Origin of the sequence: Actinomadura violacea (assembly GCF_017573465.1) — a bacterium.
GTDB classification, from domain to species: domain Bacteria; phylum Actinomycetota; class Actinomycetes; order Streptosporangiales; family Streptosporangiaceae; genus Spirillospora; species Spirillospora violacea.
Genome location: NZ_JAGEPF010000011.1, coordinates 289,813 through 309,142, shown reverse-complemented (window position 1 = coordinate 309,142; position 19,330 = coordinate 289,813). Strand labels below are relative to the sequence as shown.

General features: G+C 73.8%; 23 protein-coding genes. 12 read left to right on the top strand and 11 right to left on the bottom strand.

Annotated features, from left to right (window positions below):
* Nucleotides 1-10: 10 nt before the first annotated feature.
* The 3 genes from J4709_RS19575 to J4709_RS19565 are packed head-to-tail and all read left to right on the top strand — an operon-like array spanning nucleotide 11 to nucleotide 1,712.
* Nucleotides 11-385 carry a phage holin family protein gene (locus J4709_RS19575; protein ID WP_208242723.1) on the top strand — a complete coding sequence of 125 codons (375 nt, stop codon included), beginning with the start codon at nucleotides 11-13 and terminating at the stop codon, nucleotides 383-385.
* A 47-nt stretch (nucleotides 386-432) separates the two neighbouring features.
* A complete protein-coding gene (dapB, locus tag J4709_RS19570) occupies nucleotides 433-1,173 on the top strand; it encodes a 4-hydroxy-tetrahydrodipicolinate reductase (RefSeq protein ID WP_208242721.1) in 741 nt (246 codons plus the stop codon).
* On the top strand, nucleotides 1,173-1,712 hold the full coding sequence (locus J4709_RS19565; RefSeq protein WP_208242785.1) for a transglutaminase-like domain-containing protein: 540 nt from the start codon (nucleotides 1,173-1,175) through the stop codon (nucleotides 1,710-1,712). Before dapB ends, J4709_RS19565 begins: the two co-directional genes overlap by 1 nt.
* On the opposite strand, the gene J4709_RS19560 is transcribed toward J4709_RS19565, so the two are convergent.
* The gene (locus tag J4709_RS19560; RefSeq protein ID WP_208242719.1) at nucleotides 1,709-2,182 is read right to left on the bottom strand and encodes a nitroreductase family deazaflavin-dependent oxidoreductase; all 474 of its coding nucleotides are present in this window, start codon (nucleotides 2,180-2,182) and stop codon (nucleotides 1,709-1,711) included. The two genes, J4709_RS19565 and J4709_RS19560, sit on opposite strands and share 4 nt — an antisense overlap.
* Before the next feature lie 50 nt (nucleotides 2,183-2,232).
* Nucleotides 2,233-3,108 (bottom strand): sigma-70 family RNA polymerase sigma factor, encoded by an 876-nt coding sequence (locus J4709_RS19555; protein WP_208242717.1) that lies wholly within the window; start codon nucleotides 3,106-3,108, stop codon nucleotides 2,233-2,235.
* Nucleotides 3,109-3,207: 99 nt separating this feature from the next.
* On the opposite strand from J4709_RS19555, the gene J4709_RS19550 reads away from it, so the two are divergent.
* A complete protein-coding gene (locus J4709_RS19550; RefSeq protein ID WP_208242716.1) occupies nucleotides 3,208-4,053 on the top strand; it encodes an SCO6745 family protein in 846 nt (281 codons plus the stop codon).
* On the opposite strand, the gene J4709_RS19545 is transcribed toward J4709_RS19550, so the two are convergent.
* From J4709_RS19545 to modA, 3 genes are all read right to left on the bottom strand, one after another.
* The gene (locus tag J4709_RS19545; RefSeq protein WP_208242715.1) at nucleotides 4,050-4,190 is read right to left on the bottom strand and encodes a hypothetical protein; all 141 of its coding nucleotides are present in this window, start codon (nucleotides 4,188-4,190) and stop codon (nucleotides 4,050-4,052) included. The genes J4709_RS19550 and J4709_RS19545 overlap by 4 nt on opposite strands.
* Before the next feature lie 104 nt (nucleotides 4,191-4,294).
* Complete coding sequence (ftsH, locus tag J4709_RS19540) at nucleotides 4,295-6,346, bottom strand: ATP-dependent zinc metalloprotease FtsH (RefSeq protein ID WP_307801371.1); 2,052 nt, start codon at nucleotides 6,344-6,346, stop codon at nucleotides 4,295-4,297.
* Between the two features lie 162 nt (nucleotides 6,347-6,508).
* Nucleotides 6,509-7,315 (bottom strand): molybdate ABC transporter substrate-binding protein, encoded by an 807-nt coding sequence (gene modA, locus J4709_RS19535; protein ID WP_208242711.1) that lies wholly within the window; start codon nucleotides 7,313-7,315, stop codon nucleotides 6,509-6,511.
* A 116-nt stretch (nucleotides 7,316-7,431) separates the two neighbouring features.
* On the opposite strand from modA, the gene J4709_RS19530 reads away from it, so the two are divergent.
* Together J4709_RS19530 and J4709_RS19525 are read left to right on the top strand one after the other, a co-directional pair.
* Entirely contained in the window at nucleotides 7,432-8,115 is a 684-nt protein-coding gene (locus J4709_RS19530; RefSeq protein ID WP_208242709.1) for a uracil-DNA glycosylase, read from the top strand.
* A gap of 101 nt (nucleotides 8,116-8,216) precedes the next feature.
* A complete protein-coding gene (locus tag J4709_RS19525; RefSeq protein WP_208242707.1) occupies nucleotides 8,217-9,245 on the top strand; it encodes a hypothetical protein in 1,029 nt (342 codons plus the stop codon).
* Here the strand turns inward: J4709_RS19525 and J4709_RS19520 are convergent.
* From J4709_RS19520 to J4709_RS19505, 4 genes are all read right to left on the bottom strand, one after another.
* Nucleotides 9,209-10,075 carry a 1,4-dihydroxy-2-naphthoate polyprenyltransferase gene (locus J4709_RS19520; protein WP_208242705.1) on the bottom strand — a complete coding sequence of 289 codons (867 nt, stop codon included), beginning with the start codon at nucleotides 10,073-10,075 and terminating at the stop codon, nucleotides 9,209-9,211. The genes J4709_RS19525 and J4709_RS19520 overlap by 37 nt on opposite strands.
* 43 nt (nucleotides 10,076-10,118) lie before the next feature.
* Nucleotides 10,119-11,783, bottom strand: a complete 1,665-nt coding sequence (locus tag J4709_RS19515; RefSeq protein WP_307801369.1) for an MFS transporter — start codon at nucleotides 11,781-11,783, stop codon at nucleotides 10,119-10,121.
* A gap of 87 nt (nucleotides 11,784-11,870) precedes the next feature.
* Complete coding sequence (locus J4709_RS19510) at nucleotides 11,871-12,428, bottom strand: GNAT family N-acetyltransferase (RefSeq protein WP_208242704.1); 558 nt, start codon at nucleotides 12,426-12,428, stop codon at nucleotides 11,871-11,873.
* A 65-nt stretch (nucleotides 12,429-12,493) separates the two neighbouring features.
* On the bottom strand, nucleotides 12,494-13,063 hold the full coding sequence (locus J4709_RS19505) for a CGNR zinc finger domain-containing protein (RefSeq protein ID WP_208242702.1): 570 nt from the start codon (nucleotides 13,061-13,063) through the stop codon (nucleotides 12,494-12,496).
* 101 nt (nucleotides 13,064-13,164) lie between these two features.
* Between J4709_RS19505 and J4709_RS19500 the strand changes: the two genes are divergently transcribed.
* Nucleotides 13,165-13,443 carry a hypothetical protein gene (locus J4709_RS19500; RefSeq protein WP_208242700.1) on the top strand — a complete coding sequence of 93 codons (279 nt, stop codon included), beginning with the start codon at nucleotides 13,165-13,167 and terminating at the stop codon, nucleotides 13,441-13,443.
* Nucleotides 13,440-13,796, top strand: coding sequence for a VOC family protein (locus J4709_RS19495; RefSeq protein WP_208242698.1), 357 nt, complete (start codon nucleotides 13,440-13,442; stop codon nucleotides 13,794-13,796). Before J4709_RS19500 ends, J4709_RS19495 begins: the two co-directional genes overlap by 4 nt.
* Before the next feature lie 30 nt (nucleotides 13,797-13,826).
* Here J4709_RS19495 and J4709_RS19490 read toward each other — a convergent pair whose 3' ends face one another.
* On the bottom strand, nucleotides 13,827-15,215 hold the full coding sequence (locus J4709_RS19490) for an aminotransferase-like domain-containing protein (protein WP_208242696.1): 1,389 nt from the start codon (nucleotides 15,213-15,215) through the stop codon (nucleotides 13,827-13,829).
* Here J4709_RS19490 and J4709_RS19485 point away from each other — a divergent pair.
* Together J4709_RS19485 and J4709_RS19480 are read left to right on the top strand one after the other, a co-directional pair.
* Nucleotides 15,214-16,263: a DMT family transporter gene (locus J4709_RS19485; RefSeq protein WP_208242695.1), complete on the top strand. Its 1,050-nt coding sequence runs from the start codon at nucleotides 15,214-15,216 to the stop codon at nucleotides 16,261-16,263. The two genes, J4709_RS19490 and J4709_RS19485, sit on opposite strands and share 2 nt — an antisense overlap.
* Nucleotides 16,238-17,263: a hypothetical protein gene (locus J4709_RS19480; protein WP_208242692.1), complete on the top strand. Its 1,026-nt coding sequence runs from the start codon at nucleotides 16,238-16,240 to the stop codon at nucleotides 17,261-17,263. The genes J4709_RS19485 and J4709_RS19480 overlap by 26 nt, the downstream gene beginning before the upstream one ends.
* 101 nt (nucleotides 17,264-17,364) lie before the next feature.
* Here J4709_RS19480 and J4709_RS19475 read toward each other — a convergent pair whose 3' ends face one another.
* Entirely contained in the window at nucleotides 17,365-17,598 is a 234-nt protein-coding gene (locus tag J4709_RS19475) for a hypothetical protein (RefSeq protein ID WP_208242690.1), read from the bottom strand.
* Between the two features lie 264 nt (nucleotides 17,599-17,862).
* On the opposite strand from J4709_RS19475, the gene J4709_RS19470 reads away from it, so the two are divergent.
* Together J4709_RS19470 and J4709_RS19465 are read left to right on the top strand one after the other, a co-directional pair.
* A complete protein-coding gene (locus J4709_RS19470) occupies nucleotides 17,863-18,915 on the top strand; it encodes a glycoside hydrolase family 18 protein (RefSeq protein ID WP_232383714.1) in 1,053 nt (350 codons plus the stop codon).
* A 139-nt stretch (nucleotides 18,916-19,054) separates the two neighbouring features.
* The gene (locus tag J4709_RS19465; protein WP_208242688.1) at nucleotides 19,055-19,276 is read left to right on the top strand and encodes a hypothetical protein; all 222 of its coding nucleotides are present in this window, start codon (nucleotides 19,055-19,057) and stop codon (nucleotides 19,274-19,276) included.
* The last annotated feature ends 54 nt before the right edge of the window (nucleotides 19,277-19,330 follow it).

Below are 19,330 nucleotides of genomic sequence, written 5' to 3'. Positions count from 1 at the left end.
TCGGCGCGGGGTGAAGATCCTCATCCGGGTGGTGATCTCGGCGATCGCGCTGTGGGTGGCGTCCGCCGTGGTCGACGGCATCGACGTGCACGGCGGCAGCACCGGCGAGAAGGCGCTCACGCTGCTGGTCGTGGCGGTCATCTTCGGCATCATCAACGCGGTGCTGAAGCCGGTGATCAAGGTGCTCGGCTGCGTGTTCTACATCGTCACGCTGGGCCTGATCGCCCTGGTGGTGAACGCGGGGCTGCTCATGCTGACCAGCTGGGTGGCCGGGAAGCTGGACCTGCCGTTCCACGTCGAGTGGTTCTGGCCCGCGTTCTGGGGCGCGATCATCATCGGGGTGGTGAGCTGGCTGCTCAACCTGTTCGTGGCCGACGACGACTGATCACCCGGGGCCGGTAGGCTCGTCGGACGCGTCATCGGGAGGAACACGTGATCAAGGTTGGGGTGCTGGGCTCGCGCGGCCGGATGGGCGCCGAGGTGTGCCGGGCCGTGCAGGGCGCGGACGACATGGAGCTCGTCGCCGCCGTCGACCAGGACGACGAGCGGGAGCCGCTGACCGCCGCCGAGGTGGTCGTCGACTTCACCCGCCCGGCCGTCGTCATGGACAACCTCAAGTGGTGCGTCGAGCACGGCCTGCACGCCGTCGTCGGCACCACCGGGTTCGACCCGTCCCGGCTCGACACGGTCCGGTCGTGGCTGACCGGCGGCAAGGGGCCGAACGTCCTGATCGCGCCGAACTTCGGCATCGGCGCCGTGCTGATGATGCACTTCGCGCAGAAGGCCGCGCCGTTCTTCGAGTCCGTGGAGATCGTGGAGCTGCACCACCCGAACAAGGTGGACGCCCCGTCGGGCACCGCGTACCGCACCGCCGAGCTGGTCGCCGCCGCCCGCGCGGAGGCGGGGGTCGCGCCGCCGCCGGACGCCACCACCGAGGAGTTCGACGGCGCCCGCGGCGCCGACGTGGACGGCGTCCACGTGCACGCGGTGCGGCTGTCCGGTGCCGTCGCGCACCAGGAGGTCGTGCTCGGCGGACACGGCGAGCTGTTCACGATCCGGCACGACTCGATGAACCGCGAGTCGTTCATGCCGGGCGTGCTGCTGGCCGTCCGCAAGGTCGTGGACGGCCCCGACCGGCTCACCGTCGGCATCGAGTCGCTGCTCGGCCTGTGATGGAGTTCGCCGCCGAGCCCTGGGACTACCTGGGCGCGTCCGAGGCGATCGACATCGAGCATCCGCTCGTCCAGCAGACCGCCTCGGACCTGCGCACCGGCGACGACGTGGCGTACGCGCGGGCCGCGTTCGACCACGTCCGCGACCGGGTGACCCACTCGATGGACGCCGGCGACGACCGCGTCACCTGGCGGGCGTCCGACGTCCTCGAACGGCGCACCGGCCTCTGCTACGCCAAGTCCAACGCCTACGTGGCGCTGCTGCGGGCCGGCGGGATCCAGGCGGGCCTGTGCTACCAGCTGGTGGACGGCTTCGTCCACGGGCTCAGCGCCGCGCTGGTGGACGACCGCTGGGTCCTGCTCGACCCGCGCGGCAACAACGACGAGGTCCACGTCGAGTTCTCCGCCTCCGAGGACCGTCTCGCATACCCGTCGGTCCCGGTCCTGCCGACGGTCCACGCGGTGCCGCACCCCACCGTCCTGAAGGCCCTCAAGTCGATGTCGGCCCTCACCGTGGAGGCGCTCCCCACCACCCTCTAGCGGACCCTGGTGAGGCGCATGAAGGGGAGTTCGCGGCCGACGCGGCGGTAGTCGTCCTTGGTGCCGTCGACGATGAAGCCCATGTAGCGGAGGAGCCGTGCCGCGGCCTTCGGGTGGCGCGGCGCGTAACGGACCATCAGCTCACCGCCCTCGTCGGCGTCCAGCCGCCGCGCCGTCACCGCGAACCGGGTCCGCCCCACCTGGACGGTCGCCCGCGGCGTCTTCAGCAGGTTGCGGTACCAGTCGGACCGCGGACCGAAGCCGGAGCACACGACGTAGTCGTCCCCGGCGTGCTCCACGACCTCCACGACCGCCTGCCGCGTCGCCCCGGACACGCGGCCCACGTGCTCCAGCAGCAGGAACCGGTCCCCGAACAGCGGGCCGAGGCCCCTGCGGTACAGGTGGACGGGCAGCCGGAACAGGGTCCGGCGCAGCCCCGCCGGCGGCGCGGGCCGCTTGGGGATCTCCATGGCGCTCCCTCCACGGCCCGTCCTACCCACGACGGGCCGGGAGAGTCGCGTCAGCCGAGCACCGACAGGTCGAGCCGCTCCACCCGGGCCGGGTCGGCGAGGATGTCGATCGCGACGATCCGGCCGTCGGCGACCGTGAACGACAGCACCGACTGGGGCCGGTCGCCGTCCATCGAGACGACCCCGGCGGTCCCGTTGACCAGCGCGGGACGCGAGGTGAACGCCGTCAGGCGGCTGAATGTGACCGCCTGGTCGGCGACGAGGCGGGCGCCGCGCAGATGCTGCCAGCCTCCGGCGCCGAGGTCGGCGCGCAGCTCCACATCCGGGTCGAGGACCGCGATGAGCGCCTCGAAGTCACCGGCGCGCGCCGCGGCGTGGAACGCGTCCACGACGGCGCGCTGGCGGCCCCGGTCGCGCTCGGGGACGGGCGCCGCGCCCCGCACCCGGCGGCGGGCCCGGCTGGCGAGCTGCCGCGCCGCGTCCGTGGACCGGCCGACGATCGGCGCGATGTCCTCGAACGGCACCGCGAACGTGTCGTGCAGGACGAACGCGAGCCGCTCGGCGGGCGTCAGCGACTCCAGCACGACCAGCAGCGCGAGCCCGACCGAGTCGGCGAGCAGCGCCTCGTGCTCGGGGTCGGCGCCGGACTCCGGCGCGATCACCGGGTCGGGCAGCCGCTCGTCCAGGGAGTCCTCGCGGCGCGACGTCCGGGACCGCAGCATGTCCAGGCACACCCGCCCGACCACGGTCGTCAGCCATCCGCCGAGGTTGGCGACCCCGTCGCCGCCCGACCGGCTCAGCCGCAGCCACGCCTCCTGGACGGCGTCGTCCGCCTCCGTCAGCGACCCCAGCATCCGGTAGGCGACCGCCTTCAGATGCGTGCGGTGCTCCTCGAACCGGTCCGCCAGAAAGTCGCGCTCGTCCATCGTGCCCCCTCGTCCGCCATGTTCATATCACTGACGGATCACCCGCCCCGGATGTGACCGGGTTGTCGACCGCGAAAGCGTGCCCTTAACGTTCGTCGGGTGGACGACTCGATCGCGCGCGACCTGTGGACGGTCCTGGAGCCGCTGCACGCGGTGACGTACTTCTCGCCGGAATGCCTGGCGGCGAACAAGGACGCCGGGCTGAAGGGCTTCTGGATGGGCTACTTCGGCAGCCGCGGCGCCCCGCTCGGCGCGGTGCCCGCGGGCGTGGTCGAGGCGACGTTCTTCGGGTTCCATCCGTCGCGGGTGCGGCGGGCCGTCCCGGACGCGTGGCGCTTCGCCTCACCGGAGAGCATCCTCGCGGTGCGGGGCGTGGCGGCGGCGCGGGCCCTCCGCAGGATCGTGCCGGGCATCGAGGGGATCGCCGCCGAGGTGGCGCCGCTGCTGCGGCGGGCGGTCGAGGCGGCGGACGCGGCGGGCCGTCCGCTGTTCGGCGCCAACCGCGACCTGGACGTCCCGGACGACCCCGTCGAGGCGCTGTGGCAGGCCGCGACGGCGCTGCGCGAGCACCGCGGCGACGGTCACGTGGCCGTCCTGACGAGCGAGGGCCTCGACGGCCTGACCTCGAACGTCCTCGCCGCCGCCGTCGGCGCGGTCACCTCCGGGCAGATGCTGCGGAGCCGGGGCTGGACGCGGGAGCGGTGGGACGAGGCCGCGGACGCCCTCGCCGCCCGCGGCCTCGTGGACGGCGGCACCGCGACCGACGCGGGACGTGCCCTCAAAGCCCGCATCGAGGAGCGCACCGACGCGCTCGCCGCACCGCCCTACCGCGTCCTGGACGACCCGAAGGCCCTCTACGACCGCCTCGTCCCCGCGGCGAAGGCCGTGGCCGACGCGGGCGAGATGCCCTTCCCCAACCCCATCGGCCTGCCCCGCGTCGGCTAGACCACCGCGCCGCCTGGACCACCGCGCCGCCAGGACCATGCCGCCCAGGAGCGCTGCCAGGGCTCCCACTCGTCGGTGGTGATCTCCAGTCCGAACGGGTCGGGAAGCTTGACGGTCTCGCCGAACTCCCAGCTCACCGACTCCCGGTACTCGCCCCTGGCGGTGTCGGGCTCGGCGAAGAGGATCGTCCGGGCGACGTTGCGGTCCCGGTCGACCCGTGATCTCGGCCGGTATCCGGCGGTCAGCCGCGGGACGGGGTCTTGGAGAGGTCGACCTCGGTGATGCTGCGGGTGATGCGGGCGGCGGAGTAGGCGGCCTCCTCGTCGAGGGTCTCGGCCTCCAGCAGCGCGGCGGCGAGCGAGTCGAGCTGGTCGCGGTGCGCGCGCAGGGTGTCGAGGGCCTCGGCGTAGCACTCGTCGACGATCCGGCGGGCCTCCAGGTCCACCGCGTCGAGGGTGCCCTGCGCGGCGTACTGGCCCATCGGCTCCATGCCGTCGGACGGCAGGATCGACAGCGGGCCGACCTTCGGGGACATGCCCCAGCGGCCCACCATCCCGCGGGCGATCTTGGTGACCTGCTCCAGGTCGCTCTCCGAGCCGGTGGTGATCACGCCGAAGACCAGCTCCTCGGCGGCCATCCCGCCGAGCGCGCCGATGATCCGGCCGCGCAGGTATCGCTCGTCGTAGGCGTAGCGGTCGCTGTCGGGCGTGGACACGGTGACGCCGAGCGCGCGGCCGTGCGGCACGATGGTGATCTTGCGGACCGGGTCGGCGCCCGGCTGCAGCATGCCGAGCAGGCCGTGCCCCGACTCGTGGTAGGACGTGCGGCGCCGCTCCTCGTACGGCATGACCAGCGCGCGGCGGGTGCCGAGCTGCACCTTCTCCAGCGCGCTCTGGAAGTCGTCCATGTCGACCGCGCCCTTGTCCCGCTTGACGGCGAGCAGCGCGGCCTCGTTGACGAGGTTGGCCAGCTCGGCGCCCGTCATGCCGGGGGTCATCCGCGCGATCGCGGTGATGTCGGCGTCGGCGGCGAGCGGGACCTCGCGGGTGTGCACGCCGAGGATCGCGACCCGGCCGTCCAGGTCGGGCGGCGAGACGGCGACCTGCCGGTCGAACCGGCCGGGGCGCATCAGCGCGGCGTCCAGGATATCGGGACGGTTCGTCGCGGCGATCACGACGACGCCCTCGGAGCCGGAGAACCCGTCCATCTCGGTGAGGATCTGGTTCAGCGTCTGCTCGCGCTCGTCGTGCCCGCCGAGGCTGGCGCCGCTGCCGCGGGTCCGGCCGATGGTGTCGATCTCGTCGATGAAGATGATCGACGGGGCGGTCTTGCGCGCCTCGGTGAACAGCTCGCGGACGCGGGCGGCGCCGACGCCGACGACCATCTCGATGAACTCCGACGCGGCGGCGGAGTAGAACGGCACGTCGGCCTCGCCGGCGACGGCGCGGGCCAGCAGCGTCTTGCCGGTGCCGGGCGCGCCGGTGAGCAGCACGCCGCGCGGGACGCGGGCGCCCATCTTGCGGTACTTGCCGGGGTCCTTGAGGAAGTCGACGACCTCGCTGAGCTCGGCCTCGACCTCGTCGATGCCCGCGACGTCGGAGAACGTGGCGCGCTTCTCGTCGGGCGCGACGGGCTTGGGCGAGCGGCCGAAGCCGCCCATGATCCCGCCGCCACCGCCGCCGGTCATCCGGCGCTGCAGCCAGACCATGACGCCGATCCACAGGCCGACGAACAGCAGCGTGGGCAGCAGCGAGAGGGCGAGGTTGGCCAGCAGGCCGCGGTCCTCGTTGACGGGCTTCGCCTCGACCGCGACGCCCTTGTTCACCATCTCGGTGTAGATCTTGTCGTCGGCGAACGCGGGGCGCAGCGTCTCGAACGCGGTGTAGGTCTTCTTCGCGTCCTTCTGCCCGGGGACCTGCTGCGCGCTCTTCAGCTTGCCCTGGATCTGGTAGCCCTTGGTGTAGACGTCCTTGACGTTCCCGGCCTGCACCTGCTGGGTGAAGGCGGTGTACGGGACGCTCACCTTGTCCTGCTGCCCCGTGTAGTGCATCGAGACGTAGCTCAGCCCGAACACCACGAGCAGCAGCAGCCAGAACAGGGACGTGTTGCGGCGCGGGCGCCAGCCGCCGAAGCCGCCGCCGGCCTTCTTCGGCCGCTCGGGCACGCCCTCGGCGCGCCAGGGCCGCTCGGGGTCGTTGCGGGGCGGCACCGACTCACGCCGGTCGCGCTCCGCGGAACCTGCACGCTGCGCCGCCGCCTCGCTCGGCGTCGGCGCGGGTCGCTTGGACGGCACGTCTGGCATCTCCCGGTACGCATCGCCCGCGGGTGGCACGGGCGATCGGCTTCAACGGAGCCCCGGTTCAGGGTCCCGGGGAGGTAAACGGGATTCCGGTACGAGACGTTCCCGTGCTGTATCAGCGGTGGGCGAACGCACACCGCGCCCGTGTGGCGCGGGTCACTGCGGCCCCACGGGAGTGGTGAACCCGTACTTGTTGAACAACCGCTGCGCCTCCGGCGTCACCAGCCACGACACGAACTCGTCCGCTTCGTCGCGGTGCGCGCCGTCCTTCACCGCCGCGGCGGAATAGGTCGCCGTCACGTTCTCGTTGGCCGGGATCGGGACGCTGGTGACCGCGATGCCGGCGGACCGCAGGTCGGTGATGTAGACCACGCCCGCGTCGGCGTCCCCGACGCGGATCCGGTCCAGGACGGCCCGCGAGCTGATCTCCTCGGCGGTCGTTCGGAGGGGGACTCCGGCCTTCGCGAACGCCTGGCGGGTGTAGCGGCCGATCGGCACGCTGGGGGCGCCCGCCACGACGCGCAGGCCGCGCCGCTCCAGGTCCTCCAGGCCCTGGATCCGCCTGGGGTTGCCGGGGCCGACGGCGATCGTGAGGCCGGTCGCGGCGATGGCCCGGCGGTGGCCGTCCAGGTACGGGTCCGCCTGGTTCAGGCTGACGGTGTCCGCGGTCGCCAGCACGTCGCCGGGGTCGTGCTCGGAGAGCTTGTCGGCCATCTCCGCCGAGCCGCCGAACTCCGGTTCCAGCCGCACGCCCGGGTGCGACTGGCGGTAGGCGGCGCCCATCTCGCCGAACACCTCGGTGAGCGAGGAGGACGCCAGCACCGTCAGCGTCACCGGCCCGGACGACCCGCCGCACCCGGCGGCGAGGCCGAGCAGGACCAGCGAGACGAGGGGGACGAGCAGCGCGGACGCGCGTACACGCCCGACGGCACCGCAACGGCGCGCTCGGGGGGAGTCGGGCATATCGCATCATCCTAGGGACGGACCCGGTCCGCCCCCCGCATTCACCCCTCGGCGTGTCAGTACCGCCCGCTACTGTTCCCCTCAATTGGAGATCACCTTCCCCGGAGGCACGGACGATGTCCCTCGACCTGATGGAACTGCTCCCCGGCGACTGGCGGCAGCGGCTCGACCCGCTGCTCGACCCGGCCGCCACCGCCGCGCTCGGCGCCTACGTGGCGGGGGAGTACGACGGGCAGACCGTGTACCCGCCGCGCGAGGACCTGTTCAACGCCTTCCGGCACTGCCCGTTCGACCGGGCCCGCGTGCTGATCCTCGGCCAGGACCCCTACCACGGCCCGGGCCAGGCGCACGGGCTCAGCTTCAGCGTCCGCGACGGCGTGCGGCTGCCCCCGTCGCTGCGCAACATCTACAAGGAGATGGCGTCCGACCTGGAGATCCCGCCCGCCGTGTCCGGTGATCTCACCCACTGGGCCGACCAGGGGGTCCTGCTGCTGAACGCGGTGCTGACCGTGCGCGGCGGCGACGCCGGCTCGCACGCCGGCCAGGGCTGGGAGGACTTCACCGACGCCGCGATCCGCGCGCTGAACGACAAGACCGACCGCGTCGTGTTCGTGCTGTGGGGCGCCTACGCGCGCAAGAAGGCGCGGCTGATCACCGGCCCGCAGCACACCGTGATCGAGTCGGCGCACCCGAGCCCGCTGAGCGCGAAGAAGTTCTTCGGGACGCGCCCGTTCAGCGCGGTGAACAAGGCGCTGGTCGACGCCGGGCAGCCGGAGATCGACTGGAACCTCACGGCCTGAGCGACACCGCGGGCCCGCCTCACCCGCGCGGGTGAGGCCGGCCGCGGCGGTTCCCCACGCGGCGGGAGGTGCGTCCGGGCCGCGGTGGCGATGCTCGTGGCATGACAGTTCACGTTCAGTCCCTCGCCGGGCGCGGGGCGGCCGCGCGGGGGCCGGGGGCGCTGCGGCTCGCGGTCTGCGCGGCGACCGCGGCGGCCTGCGCGCCCTACCTCGGCATCAAGATCGCGTGGCTCTCCGGCAGCACGGTCGGGTGGAACGACGCCGCGGAGGCGGAGAACTCCGTCCTGTACGTCGGCAACGCGATCACGATGGGCATGGACGCGGCGGCGGTGCTCGTCGCGTGCGCGTTCACGTTCGCGTGGGGGCGGCGGGTCCCGGCGTGGCTCGTGCTACTGCCGATCTGGGTCGCGACGGGCCTGCTCGTGCCGATCGCGCTGGCCGTGCCGCTGGGGACGCTCGTCCAGGCCCTGGTGTCCGCGGAGCCGGCGACCGGGTCCGGGAACGGGTTGCAGGGCTGGGTGTACGGCGTCGTCTACACGGGGTTCACGCTCCAGGGGATCGGGCTGCTCACGGCGTTCGTCCTGTATGCGCGGGAGCGGTGGCCGGAGGTGTTCGCCCTCCGCACCGCGGACGTCCAGGCGGGCCCGACCCGGCCGCTGCAGGTGCTGCTGGCGCGCGGGGCGGCCGTCCCCGCCGCCGTCTGCGCGGCCGTGCACCTCTTCTGGGCGTTCGGCGGCACGGCCGGCCTCCCGCATGACCAGGCGGTCGCCAGGACGGCGCCGCAGCAGGTCCTCGACGGGGTGTGGGCCCTGCTCGCGCTCGCCGGCGCCGCCGGGCTCCTCGCCCTGGCGGGCCGGGCGCGCCGCCCGGCCCGGTTCGTCGTGCCGCTGGCCGCCGCCTGGGCGGGCGCGGGCGCGATGTTCGCGTGGTCGCTGTACGGCCTGGTCGTGACGCTGGCGGCGTCCAGGGAACTGGGCGCCGACACGGCGCCGGGGAGCGGCCTGGTCGCGCTGGGCGGCGTGCTGACGGGGCTCGTCATCGCGCTGACCGGCGCGTTCCTGCTCGCCGAGCACGGCGGTGCCCGGCGCCGGGATCAGAGCGCCAGGCCGATGGCGAGCAGCAGCCCGTAGGCGATCTGGAGGCGGCCGGTCTCGCCCAGCACCGGGATCAGGGCGGGGCCGGACGCGCCGCCGAGCACCTTCTGCGTCGGCGGGATCGACAGCGGGGCCGCGAGGAGCGCGATCAGCGCCCACGGGTGCGGCGCCGCCAGCACGAGCACGAACATGAACGGCAGCGCGGCGCACGCCGCGTACAGGATCCGGGTCCGGCGGTCGCCGAGGACGACGGCGAGGGTCCGCTTGCCGGACTCGCGGTCGGTGGGGATGTCGCGCAGGTTGTTGGCGACCAGCATCGCGCAGGCGAGCAGGCCGACCGGCACCGCGGCCGCCCAGCCCTCCCAGGGCAGCTTCTCGACCTGGACGTACACGGTCCCGACGACGGCGACGAGGCCGAAGAACACGAAGACCGACACCTCGCCGAGGGCCCGGTAGCCGTACGGGGTCTTGCCGCCGGTGTAGAACCAGGCGGCGAGGATCGCGACCGCGCCGACCAGCAGCAGCCACCAGGTGGTGACGGCGGCGAGCACCAGCCCGGCCACGGCGGCGGCGAGGAAGCAGCCGAGCGCGGCGGCGAGGACCTGCTTGGGCGGCGCGACCTTGGAGCCGACGAGGCGCAGCGGCCCGACGCGGTCCTCGTCGGTGCCGCGGATGCCGTCGCTGTAGTCGTTGGAGAAGTTCACGCCGATCTGCAGGATCAGCGCCACGAACGCCGCGAGCAGCGCCCGCCACCAGATGGCGGTGTCCACTCCGATGGCGACGCCGGTGCCGACGACGACGGGAACGAGGGACGCGGGAAGGGTGCGGGGCCGGGATCCGGCGACCCATTGGTTCAGCGTGGCCACAGTTACCGCTCGTTCTCGTGGGACGACAGGGGTACAGGGGGTGTCAGCCGCCCTGGCGCTTCGATTCTTCCCGATGTCGATCAGTGCTCGGGCGCAGGCGCAGCGAGAGGGCGAGCCCGGCCGCGAGGATCGCGGCGGTCGTGAGCGCGGCGTTCCTGGTGGCGGCGGCGAGGCTGGCGTCCGCGGCGCGCGCCTCGACGGCCGTGCCGGGGCTGTCGTGAAGATCACGTCCGTACGTCCCAGCGCTCTCGCGCAGCTGCCGGGTCACGGCCGCCTGCCGGTCCGGCGACAGGGATGTCCCGGCGAGCCGGTCGCTCATCGCGTGCCCGAGGCTGGTGGCGAACACCGTCCCGATCAGCGCGATGCCGAGGGCCGCGCCGACCTGCCGCGCGGTGGACTGCGTGCCGGACGCCTGCCCGGCCTGCGCCGGCGGGACGTCCGCGAGTGAGACGTTCGTGAGCTGCGCCGACGTGAGGCCGAGGCCGAGGCCGTACAGCAGCATCCAGGGCGCGAGCCCGAACCCGCCGGTGGTCGCCGAGACGGTGACGCCGAGCGCGAGGACGGCGGCGACCTCCAGCACCATGCCGATCTGCACGACCCGGTGCGCGCCGCGCTTGTTGGCGAGCTTGCCCGCGTATCCGCCGGTGAGGAACGCCCCGATGGCCAGCGGCAGGATCGCGACGCTGATCTGCAGCGGGTTCGTGCCGTGCACGCCGAGCAGGAACAGCGGCAGGATGAACAGCAGCCCGAGCTCCCCGACGTTGATCAGGGACGAGGCGAGGTTGCCGTGCCGGAAGTTCGGGATCCGGAACAGCTCGAGGTCCAGCATGACGGGACGGCCCGCCGCCGCCCGGGCCCGCTCGACCACGACCAGCGCCGCGATCAGCACGATCCCGATCGCGATCACGACCGGGACGGGCGACAGCGCGGTGCCCGGCCAGTCGAACCCGGCCGCGGAGAACCGCCGGGTCGCGGTCCACCAGCCGTACGTCTGGCCCTCGATGAGGCCGCACACCAGGGCGGCGAGCCCGAGCGCGGACAGCGCCGCGCCCGGCCAGTCGATCTCCCGCAGCGGGCTCCGGGAGCCCGCGCCGGGCGATCGCGTCTCCGGCATCAGCCGGTAGGCGCCCGCGATGAGCGCGGCGCCGAGCGGCAGGTTGATCCCGAAGGCCCAGCGCCAGCCGCCGCCGGTCGCGACGGCGCCGCCGATGAGCGGGCCGAGCGCGGCCATCCCGCTGATCATCGAGCCCCAGATGCCGAACGCGACGGCGCGGTCCCGTCCGGTGAACACCGCGTTCACCGTGGACAGCGTCGCCGGCAGGATCATGGACGCGCCGACGCCCTGCACCGCGCGCGCCGCGACCAGCGCGCCCACGCCGCCCGCGAGCGCCGCGCCCACGCTGGCCAGCGCGAACACCACGACCCCGAGCACGAACATGCGGCGCCGGCCGAACAGGTCGCCGGCCCGGCCGAACGGGATCAGCAGCGCCGCGAACACCAGCGCGTACACCGAGGTGACCCACTCCGCGCCCGCCGTCGTCACGTCCAGGTCGGACACGATCCGGGGCAGCAGCACCCCGACGATGGTGGCGTCCACGACGACCAGCGAGACGCCCAGGCTGATGACGACCATGCCGAGCCAGCGGCGGTGGGCGGCGTTCGGGGCCGCCGGGGCATGGGGCGACGTCAGAGAGGTGGGCTCGGGCACGGCGTCCACGATATGGCCGGACGGCGCGTGCCCCTCACCGACCCCTGCCGAACGGCGATGACCGGACGGCGACCACCGGGAGGGCGATCACCGGACGGCGATGTCGGTGTGGAGCCTGATCTGCCGGACGGGCTCGCCCATGTCGAGGGTGCGGGACGTCCCGTCGGGCGCCCAGCCGGCGCCGCCGAGGAACGCGCGGGTGACCTCGTCCTTCTCGAACGCCCAGGTGGTCAGGGTGGTGAAGCCGTCCTCGCGGAGCAGGTCGGCGGTGGCGGCGAGCAGCCGGCTGCCGTGCCCGGCGCGCGCGTGCAGCGGGTCGACCAGCAGGGCGATCAGCTCGGCGGTGGCCGCGGGGTCGAGGTCGGGGTCCTCGGCGGGGGCGTGCGCCGCGAACCCGACGACGAGGTCGGACGCGACGGCGACGAGCAGCCGGTGCCGCGGGCTCGGCGGGTCCGCCGCCGCGTCCGCCCAGCGCTCCCGCCACGCCTCCAGCGCGTCCGGGCCGGTCACCCGGTCCAGGACGCCGGGCGGGAGCAGGTCGCGGTAGCCGTGCCGCCAGGCGCGCACCTGGATGTCGGCGACGGCGGCCGCGTCCGCGCGCCGCGCCTCCCGCACCCCCGCGTCGGCTCCGCTGCCGCCGGTCATGAGCGCCCCCTTCCGGACGATCGCCCTTCCGGACGATCACGCACACCCTAGAGCCCGGGGCCGCCTCAGGGGCGGTTGCGGGCCCGGTAGGCGCGGGTCTTGGTGCGGTTGCCGCAGGTGCGCATCGAGCACCAGGACCGCGACCGGTTCTTGGACGTGTCGAGGAACGCCCAGCGGCAGGTGCCCTCCTGGCAGACCTTGAGGCGCGGCCAGGTGCCGGCGGCGGCCGTGTCCATGATCGCGGCGGCGATGCGGGCGAGCCCGGCGGCGGCGGTCGGCGGCGGGTCGAGCGGGACGAGTGCGGGCCGCGGCCCGGTGAGGCCGATCCGCAGGGGCAGCGCGGAGAGCGCGTCGTCCAGTTCGCCGGGGAAGTCGGCCTCCTGCGGCCCGTGGTGGGCGGCCATGGCCTCGCGCAGGCCCTCGCGCAGGGTGATCGCGGTGCTCAGGTCGGCGGGGTCGGCGGCCGTCCCGGGCGGGACGAGCCCGCGTCCGGCCAGCCAGCCGGCGAGGTCCGCGGGCGAGGCGATGCCCTCGGTGCCGGAGTCGATGTCCAGCGTGTTGACGAAGTCCTGCAGCAGCTGCGCCGGGTCCTGCGGCGGCTGCGCGGGGTCGTCGTCGGCGTGCGCGTCGGCCATCGGTCCCTCCACCCGTCCGCTGAGCAGCCTACCAACCGTGAACACCAGTGAAATGCTTTAGCCGGTTGCATCATTCCGACACCACCGTTACGGTTTCAGTGGTGTCAACGAAGGGAGGCGCGATGAACGCGCTGCCGTACCTGGCGGGCCTCGCGGCCCGGCACGCCTGGGCCGAGCGGGAGTACGCGCGGCTGCAGGCCGACATCGTCGAGGCCCGGCTCGCCGCCGGAGTCCGGGCGAGCGAGCGGGCCGCCCGCCGGCGCGCGCGGCTCCGCGCCCTGCGGCCGGTGCGTCCCGTCCGCCGTCCCGAACCCGTCCACTGCCGGCGCGCCGCCGCGCGGCCGGTCCGCCACGACCGCCCCCTGGAGGGAACCCGATGACCAGCCCGAAGATCGGCAACATCGTGATCGACTGCGCCGACCTGGACGCCATGGCCGCGTTCTGGGGCGCCCTGCTCGACCTGAAGGCCACCGCCGCCGACGACGGCTGGCTCGACCTCGAGCCGCTGGGCGCGGGCGGGCCGACGCTGTCGTTCCAGCGCGTCCCCGAGCGCAAGAAGATCAAGAACCGCTACCACTTCGACCTGGAGGTCCCCGACATCCACGCCGCCGGCGAGCGCGCCGAGGGCCTCGGCGCCGCCCCCGCCGGCGAGCCGATGGGGGACCCGCAGGCACCGTTCCGGGTCTGGCGCGACCCGGAGGGCAACGAGTTCTGCTTCTGCACCGCGTCCTGAACGCGGGCGCGCCCCGGTGCCGGCCGGGCGTCAGCGCAGGACGGTGGCGAGGCGCCGGACGCCCTCCGCCAGCTCCGCCTCCGACGCGGCGCTGCCGTAGCTCAGCCGCAGCCAGGGGCCCGGCGGCTCGGCGGGGAAGAACGGCCGGCCCGCGCTGACCAGCACGCCGGCGCGCAGGGCGGCCTCGGCGACCGCGACGTCGTCGAGGCCGTCCGGCAACCGGGCCCACAGGTGCAGGCCGCCCGCCGGACGGTTCGCGCGCAGCTCCGGCAGGTGGCGGGCGAGCGCGTCGCGCAGCGCGTCGCGGCGGGCCGGCAGCGCCGCCCGGATCGCGCGCAGGTGCCGCGGCCAGCCGGGCGAGCTGACGAGTTCGAGCAGCGTCTCCTGAAGCGGCCGGGCCGGGAAGAACTCCTCGACGAGCTGCGTCGCGCGGATCCGCTCGGCGACCGGGCCGCGCGCGACCACCGCGGCGATCCGCAGGCTCGGCGCGGTGGCCTTGGTGAGCGAGGCGATGTGCACGACGCGGCCGTCGGGGTCCTGCGCGATCAGCGGCGGCGGGGGCGGCTCGATGCCGAGGTACCGCGCGTAGTCGTCCTCGACGACGAAGGCGCCCGCGGCCCGCGCGACGTCGAGGACGCGCCCGCGCCGCTCCGCGCTCAGCACCGTCCCCGTCGGGTTGTGGAACGCCGGCTGGCAGTAGAACGCCCGCGCGCCGCTCAGCGCGAACGCCTCCGCGAGCAGGTCGGGGCGGACGCCGTCCTCGTCCACCGGCACCGGGACGGGCCGCAGCCCGCTCGCCCGCGCGACGGCCAGCACGCCGAGGTAGGTCGGCGACTCGACCAGGACGGGCGCGCCGGGCGGCAGCAGCGCCCGCAGCACGGTCGTGAGCGACTGCTGCCCGCCGTTGGTGATCGTCACGTCGGCGGGGGACACGCCCCCGCCGACCGAGCGGGCGAACCAGGCGCGCAGTTCGGGGACGCCGCCGATGCCGGGCATCTCCCAGGCGTCGGGGCGGCGGGCGGCCCGCGCCGCGGCGGTCGCCATCGCCCGCACCGGCTGCAGGCTCGGGTGCGGGTAGCCGCCGCTGAGCGCGACGGCCCCCTCCGGTGGCGGGGTGAGCAGCCAGGACACGCCCGCCGCGTCCACCGAGCGGGCCGCGAGCGTCACCGCCTGCCAGCCGAAGTCGGCGGGCCCGGACGCGGCGGACGGCCGGCGCGCGGCGAACGCGCCCGCGCCCGGACGCGTCACGACGAGGCCCTCGGCGGCGAGCAGCCCGATGGCGCGCGACACCGTGACGGGGCTGACGCGGTGCCGCTCGACCAGCGTCCGGCTCGACGGCAGCCGCTCGCCCGGGCTCAGCCGGGCGACCTCGGTGCGCAGCGCGCCGGCGAGCGCCGCCACACTGCTATCGTTGTTCATGAGGACCAAAGATAGCGCTACTGTCCCCGCCGCGATAGCGGGCACGAGGGCGGGGATCGGCATCTGGCTCGCCGCGCTGGGCGTGCTGATCTACTCCTTCACCCTCCCCAGCACGGAGTTCGGCCTCGAAGGGCTCGACCCGTACCTGATCGGCATCGGCCGGTCCGCCGCCGCGAGCGTCCTCGCCGCCATCGCACTGCTATCGGTCCGCGCCCGGTGGCCGCGCGGCCGCCAATGGGCCGCGCTCGCCGTCGCCGCCGCCGGCGTGGTCTTCGGGTTCCCGATGCTGTCCACGCTCGCGCTCGACCGGGGCGCCTCGTCCGCCCACTCGGCGGTCGTCGTCGGGCTGCTGCCGGCCGCGACCGCCGTCCTCGGCGTGCTGCGCGCGGGCGAGCGGCCGTCCCGCGCCTTCTGGCTGGCGAGCGCCGCCGGCGCCGCCTGCGTCACCGGTTTCGCGCTGATCCGCGGCGCGGGCCGGCTCAGCGCCGCCGACCTGCTGCTGTTCGGCGCGCTGCTGGCCGCCGCCGCGGGCTACGCCGAGGGCGGCCGGCTCGCCCGCGACATGCCGGGCTGGCGGGTGATCTCCTGGGCGCTGGTGCTGTCCGCGCCGATCACCGTCCCGGTGACCGGGTGGCTGCTCGCCACGACGCACCCGCACTGGACCGGCCACACCGTCCTCGGCTTCGGCTACGTGACCGCCTTCTCCGCCTACCTCGGCTTCTTCGCCTGGTACGAGGGCCTCGCGCGGGCCGGGATCGCCCGCGCGAGCCAGGTCCAGCTCGCCCAGCCGGTGATGACGCTCGCCTGGTCGTGGCTCCTGCTCGGTGACCGGGTCGACGCGGTGACCGTGCTGGCCGCGGCCGGCGTCCTCGTCTGCGTGGCCCTGACCCAGCGGACGCGGGTCCGCCGCGCCCCGGTCACCGCCGCCGTCCCGGCCGCGACCGGCACGGGCATGGCCGCGGCCGGGATGCGCACAATGGACGGTAGGGCGTCGCAAAACGGTGACCAGCGAGGAGCCTTCCATGGCCGACAAGCCGACCGTTCCTGAGGGCGGGTTCTGGCCCGCTCCGGAGATCCCGCAGCCGAACATCTACCCGATGGAGTGGCGGGTCGAGACCGACCGGCTCGCCGCCATCTACGAGAAGTCCAAGCGGGTCGTGTGGAACCCCGCCGACCTGCCCTGGGACGAGCTGGACCCGGACGGGTTCACGCCGGAGCAGCGTCTCGGGCTCATGTACTGGTTCGCGGTGCTGGCCAACTTCGACGCCTCCGGGCCCGCGGTGTTCGCCCGCGCGACCATCCACGCGTTCGAGCAGCACGAGGAGGACCCCGTCCGCAAGTGCTTCTTCTCGATCACGCGCGACGAGATGAACCACGAGGAGTGCTGCCAGCGGACGATCGCGCGGCTCTGGCCGGGCGGCCCGCTCGACTGGGAGCCGCGCACCGACCTGGAGAAGGCCGCGCACAACAACATCGGCTGGCTCTACCACAACGGCGGCCGCTACTGGCAGGGCTACAACACCGCCGTCCGCAAGTACTCGCTCGCGGTGCTGTTCACCAGCTTCATGATGGGGGAGATGGCCGCGTCCACGCTGTTCCGCGGCATGGCGTCCGGCACCGATCATCCGCTGTTCGGCGAGATGTTCAAGCGGATCGGCCGGGACGAGTCGCGGCACCTGCAGATCTGCATGACGATCCTGGAGAACGAGTGGCCCGGCCTCACCGAGGACGTCAAGGGCCAGATCACCAAGCAGCTGCGGGCCGGCTTCGTGTTCCTGTCGATGATCCTCTGGGAGCCGCCGGAGGGCTTCTGGGATCTGCCGCCCTACTTCCTGGCCAACCACCGCGTGCTGATGCAGCACGCCCGCGAGGCGGGTCTCGGCGTCCTGTCCTTCGAGGAGCAGGCCGAGAACTGGCGGGTGGCGATGGCCCGCGTCCGCGCGATCGTGGAGCGCTGGGGGATCGAGTTCCCCGCCATCCCCGAACTGGACATCTCCGGCGTCGACGTCACGGGAATCGAGGCAGAGGACATCATCCCGGTCTTCTGACCTCGGGTCTTCCGACCAGCGATCCTCCGGCGGGAGCGTCCCCCGGCGCCGGGCGCGGGCGCCGAGGGGCACTGCCGAGGACCTCCCTGGTTCCTCGCGGTTCAGTCCTTGACGATCTGGGCCAGCAGGGTGACGACCCCGACGCCGACCCCGATCGGGATCGCGGCCTCCGGGGCCATCGCGGTCAGGGCCGCGGCGCCGATCGCCACGAGGACGATCAGTAGCGCGCGCGTGCTGAGCAGTGCTTCCCGAGGGGGGACGGCCCCTCGCACCCCCCGGGCCGACTTCGTCGGCAGCAGGGGTCTCGGTTCGGCCTGGTCCGGTCGTGCTCGCATGTCGGTTCGACCTCCATCCCGGTATTTCGGAACAGGATCGGGGCGGCTCCCCTTCGAGACTCCTCGAGACCAGGGGCCCGGCACCGCTGAGCCGCCTCGTCACCACAGGGTTCCCCCGGTGTCAACGCTTGCCGCACGCGGCGCGCGGTCCGGGCGCAATCATGATCGACTCATGGCCGTCGCGTGCCCGCGGGCTTGCCGGACGCGGACGGGGCCGCGTTCGATCGCGTCCGATGTGCCGTGCTGATACGCGATCATTGCCGGATGGCGGGGATGAGGCGGTCTGGCGGGATCCGGCGCGTGCTCCGGTGGGCGGGCTGGACGGCGGCGTACGTGCTCGGGCTGGTGGCGCTCACCTTCGCCGGCGCGTGGACGTGGTGGCAGCCCGGGCCGAAGGCGCGCGGCACCGAGACGAACGCGCTGTGGGCGCGGCACCAGTGGGTGGGGGAGCCGCACAGCGATGCCGAGTACCGGGCCCTCGCGGCGCTGCTCAAGCAGAACCGCATCACCGACGTGTTCTTCCACGCCGGTCCCGTCGAGTCGGACGGGACGGTCCCGGCGGCGAAGTACCGGTACGCGAAGCGGCTCAACGCCGCCGTCCACAAGTACGCGCCGGGCGTGCGGACCCAGGCGTACCTGGGCCAGATCCGGAAGGTGGACGGCAAGGGCGTCATCGACCTGGACGACACCGTCGTGCGGGTGCGGGTCGTGAACACCGCGGCGACCTTCCTCGACCTCGGTTTCGACGGGATCCACTACGACTTCGAGCCGATCTACCCCGACGACCGCGCGTTCCTCGCGCTGCTGCAGAAGACCCGCGAGCTCACCCGCTCCCGCGGCCGCCTGCTGTCGGTGGCGCTGGAGCAGCCGACGCTCGTGGACGCGGCGCAGCCCGTCTACAAGGCGCTGCTCCCGCGCACGGGACCCTGGCACTATCCGCCGCGCCCCACCGACGCCTTTCTGCGGAAGGTCGCCCGGCGCGTCGACCAGGTGGCGATCATGACCTATGACGTGTCGCTGCCGACGAAGTCGCTCGCGGGCCTGCACTTCGCCCGGCACACCCGGCACACCCTCGAACTCATCGGCGATCAGGTGACGGTTTTCATGGGCGTGCCCACTTACCGGCCCATGATGGACTGGGCTGAGAATCTCACCGTCGCGCTCCGTGGTGTAAGGCGCGGAATCGACGAGCTCAAACGGCCGCCGAAGCGCCCGTACGGCGTCGGCGTGTACGCGGACTGGACCACCGAACCGGCCGAATGGGCCCGTTATCGCGCCACCTGGCTGCCTCCGGCGACAGAAAAAGTTGGCCGCTGAGAAACCCGGCCGACTACGTACCGATTTCCTCGTATGCCCAGGTGAGAAGGGGCGTATAGGCGCGCACCGGCGGGGTACGCATCGGTGCGGAAGTCCGGGCCTTACCGGTGGAGGGCAAGCGAAAGCGAGGACGAGGCCGATGCGCATTCAGCAGACCGCGTGGCACGACGCCGACCGGCTCAGCGAGCTGTCAGCCGAGTTCACCGGCTGGCGGATCGGGCGGGGCGGATCGGGCCACTGGTGGGCCGTCCGGGGCAATGATCTCGTGCGCACGCCGGACGTCGAGGAACTGCGCGGCCGGCTGCGCGAACTGACCGGAGGGTCACGTTATCCAACCGAGTCCGGGAAGTGGCCGGACTGACCCCGTAACGAGGCATTTGCGTGCCACGATGTCGGGTGTGGGAGCCGCCGCCAC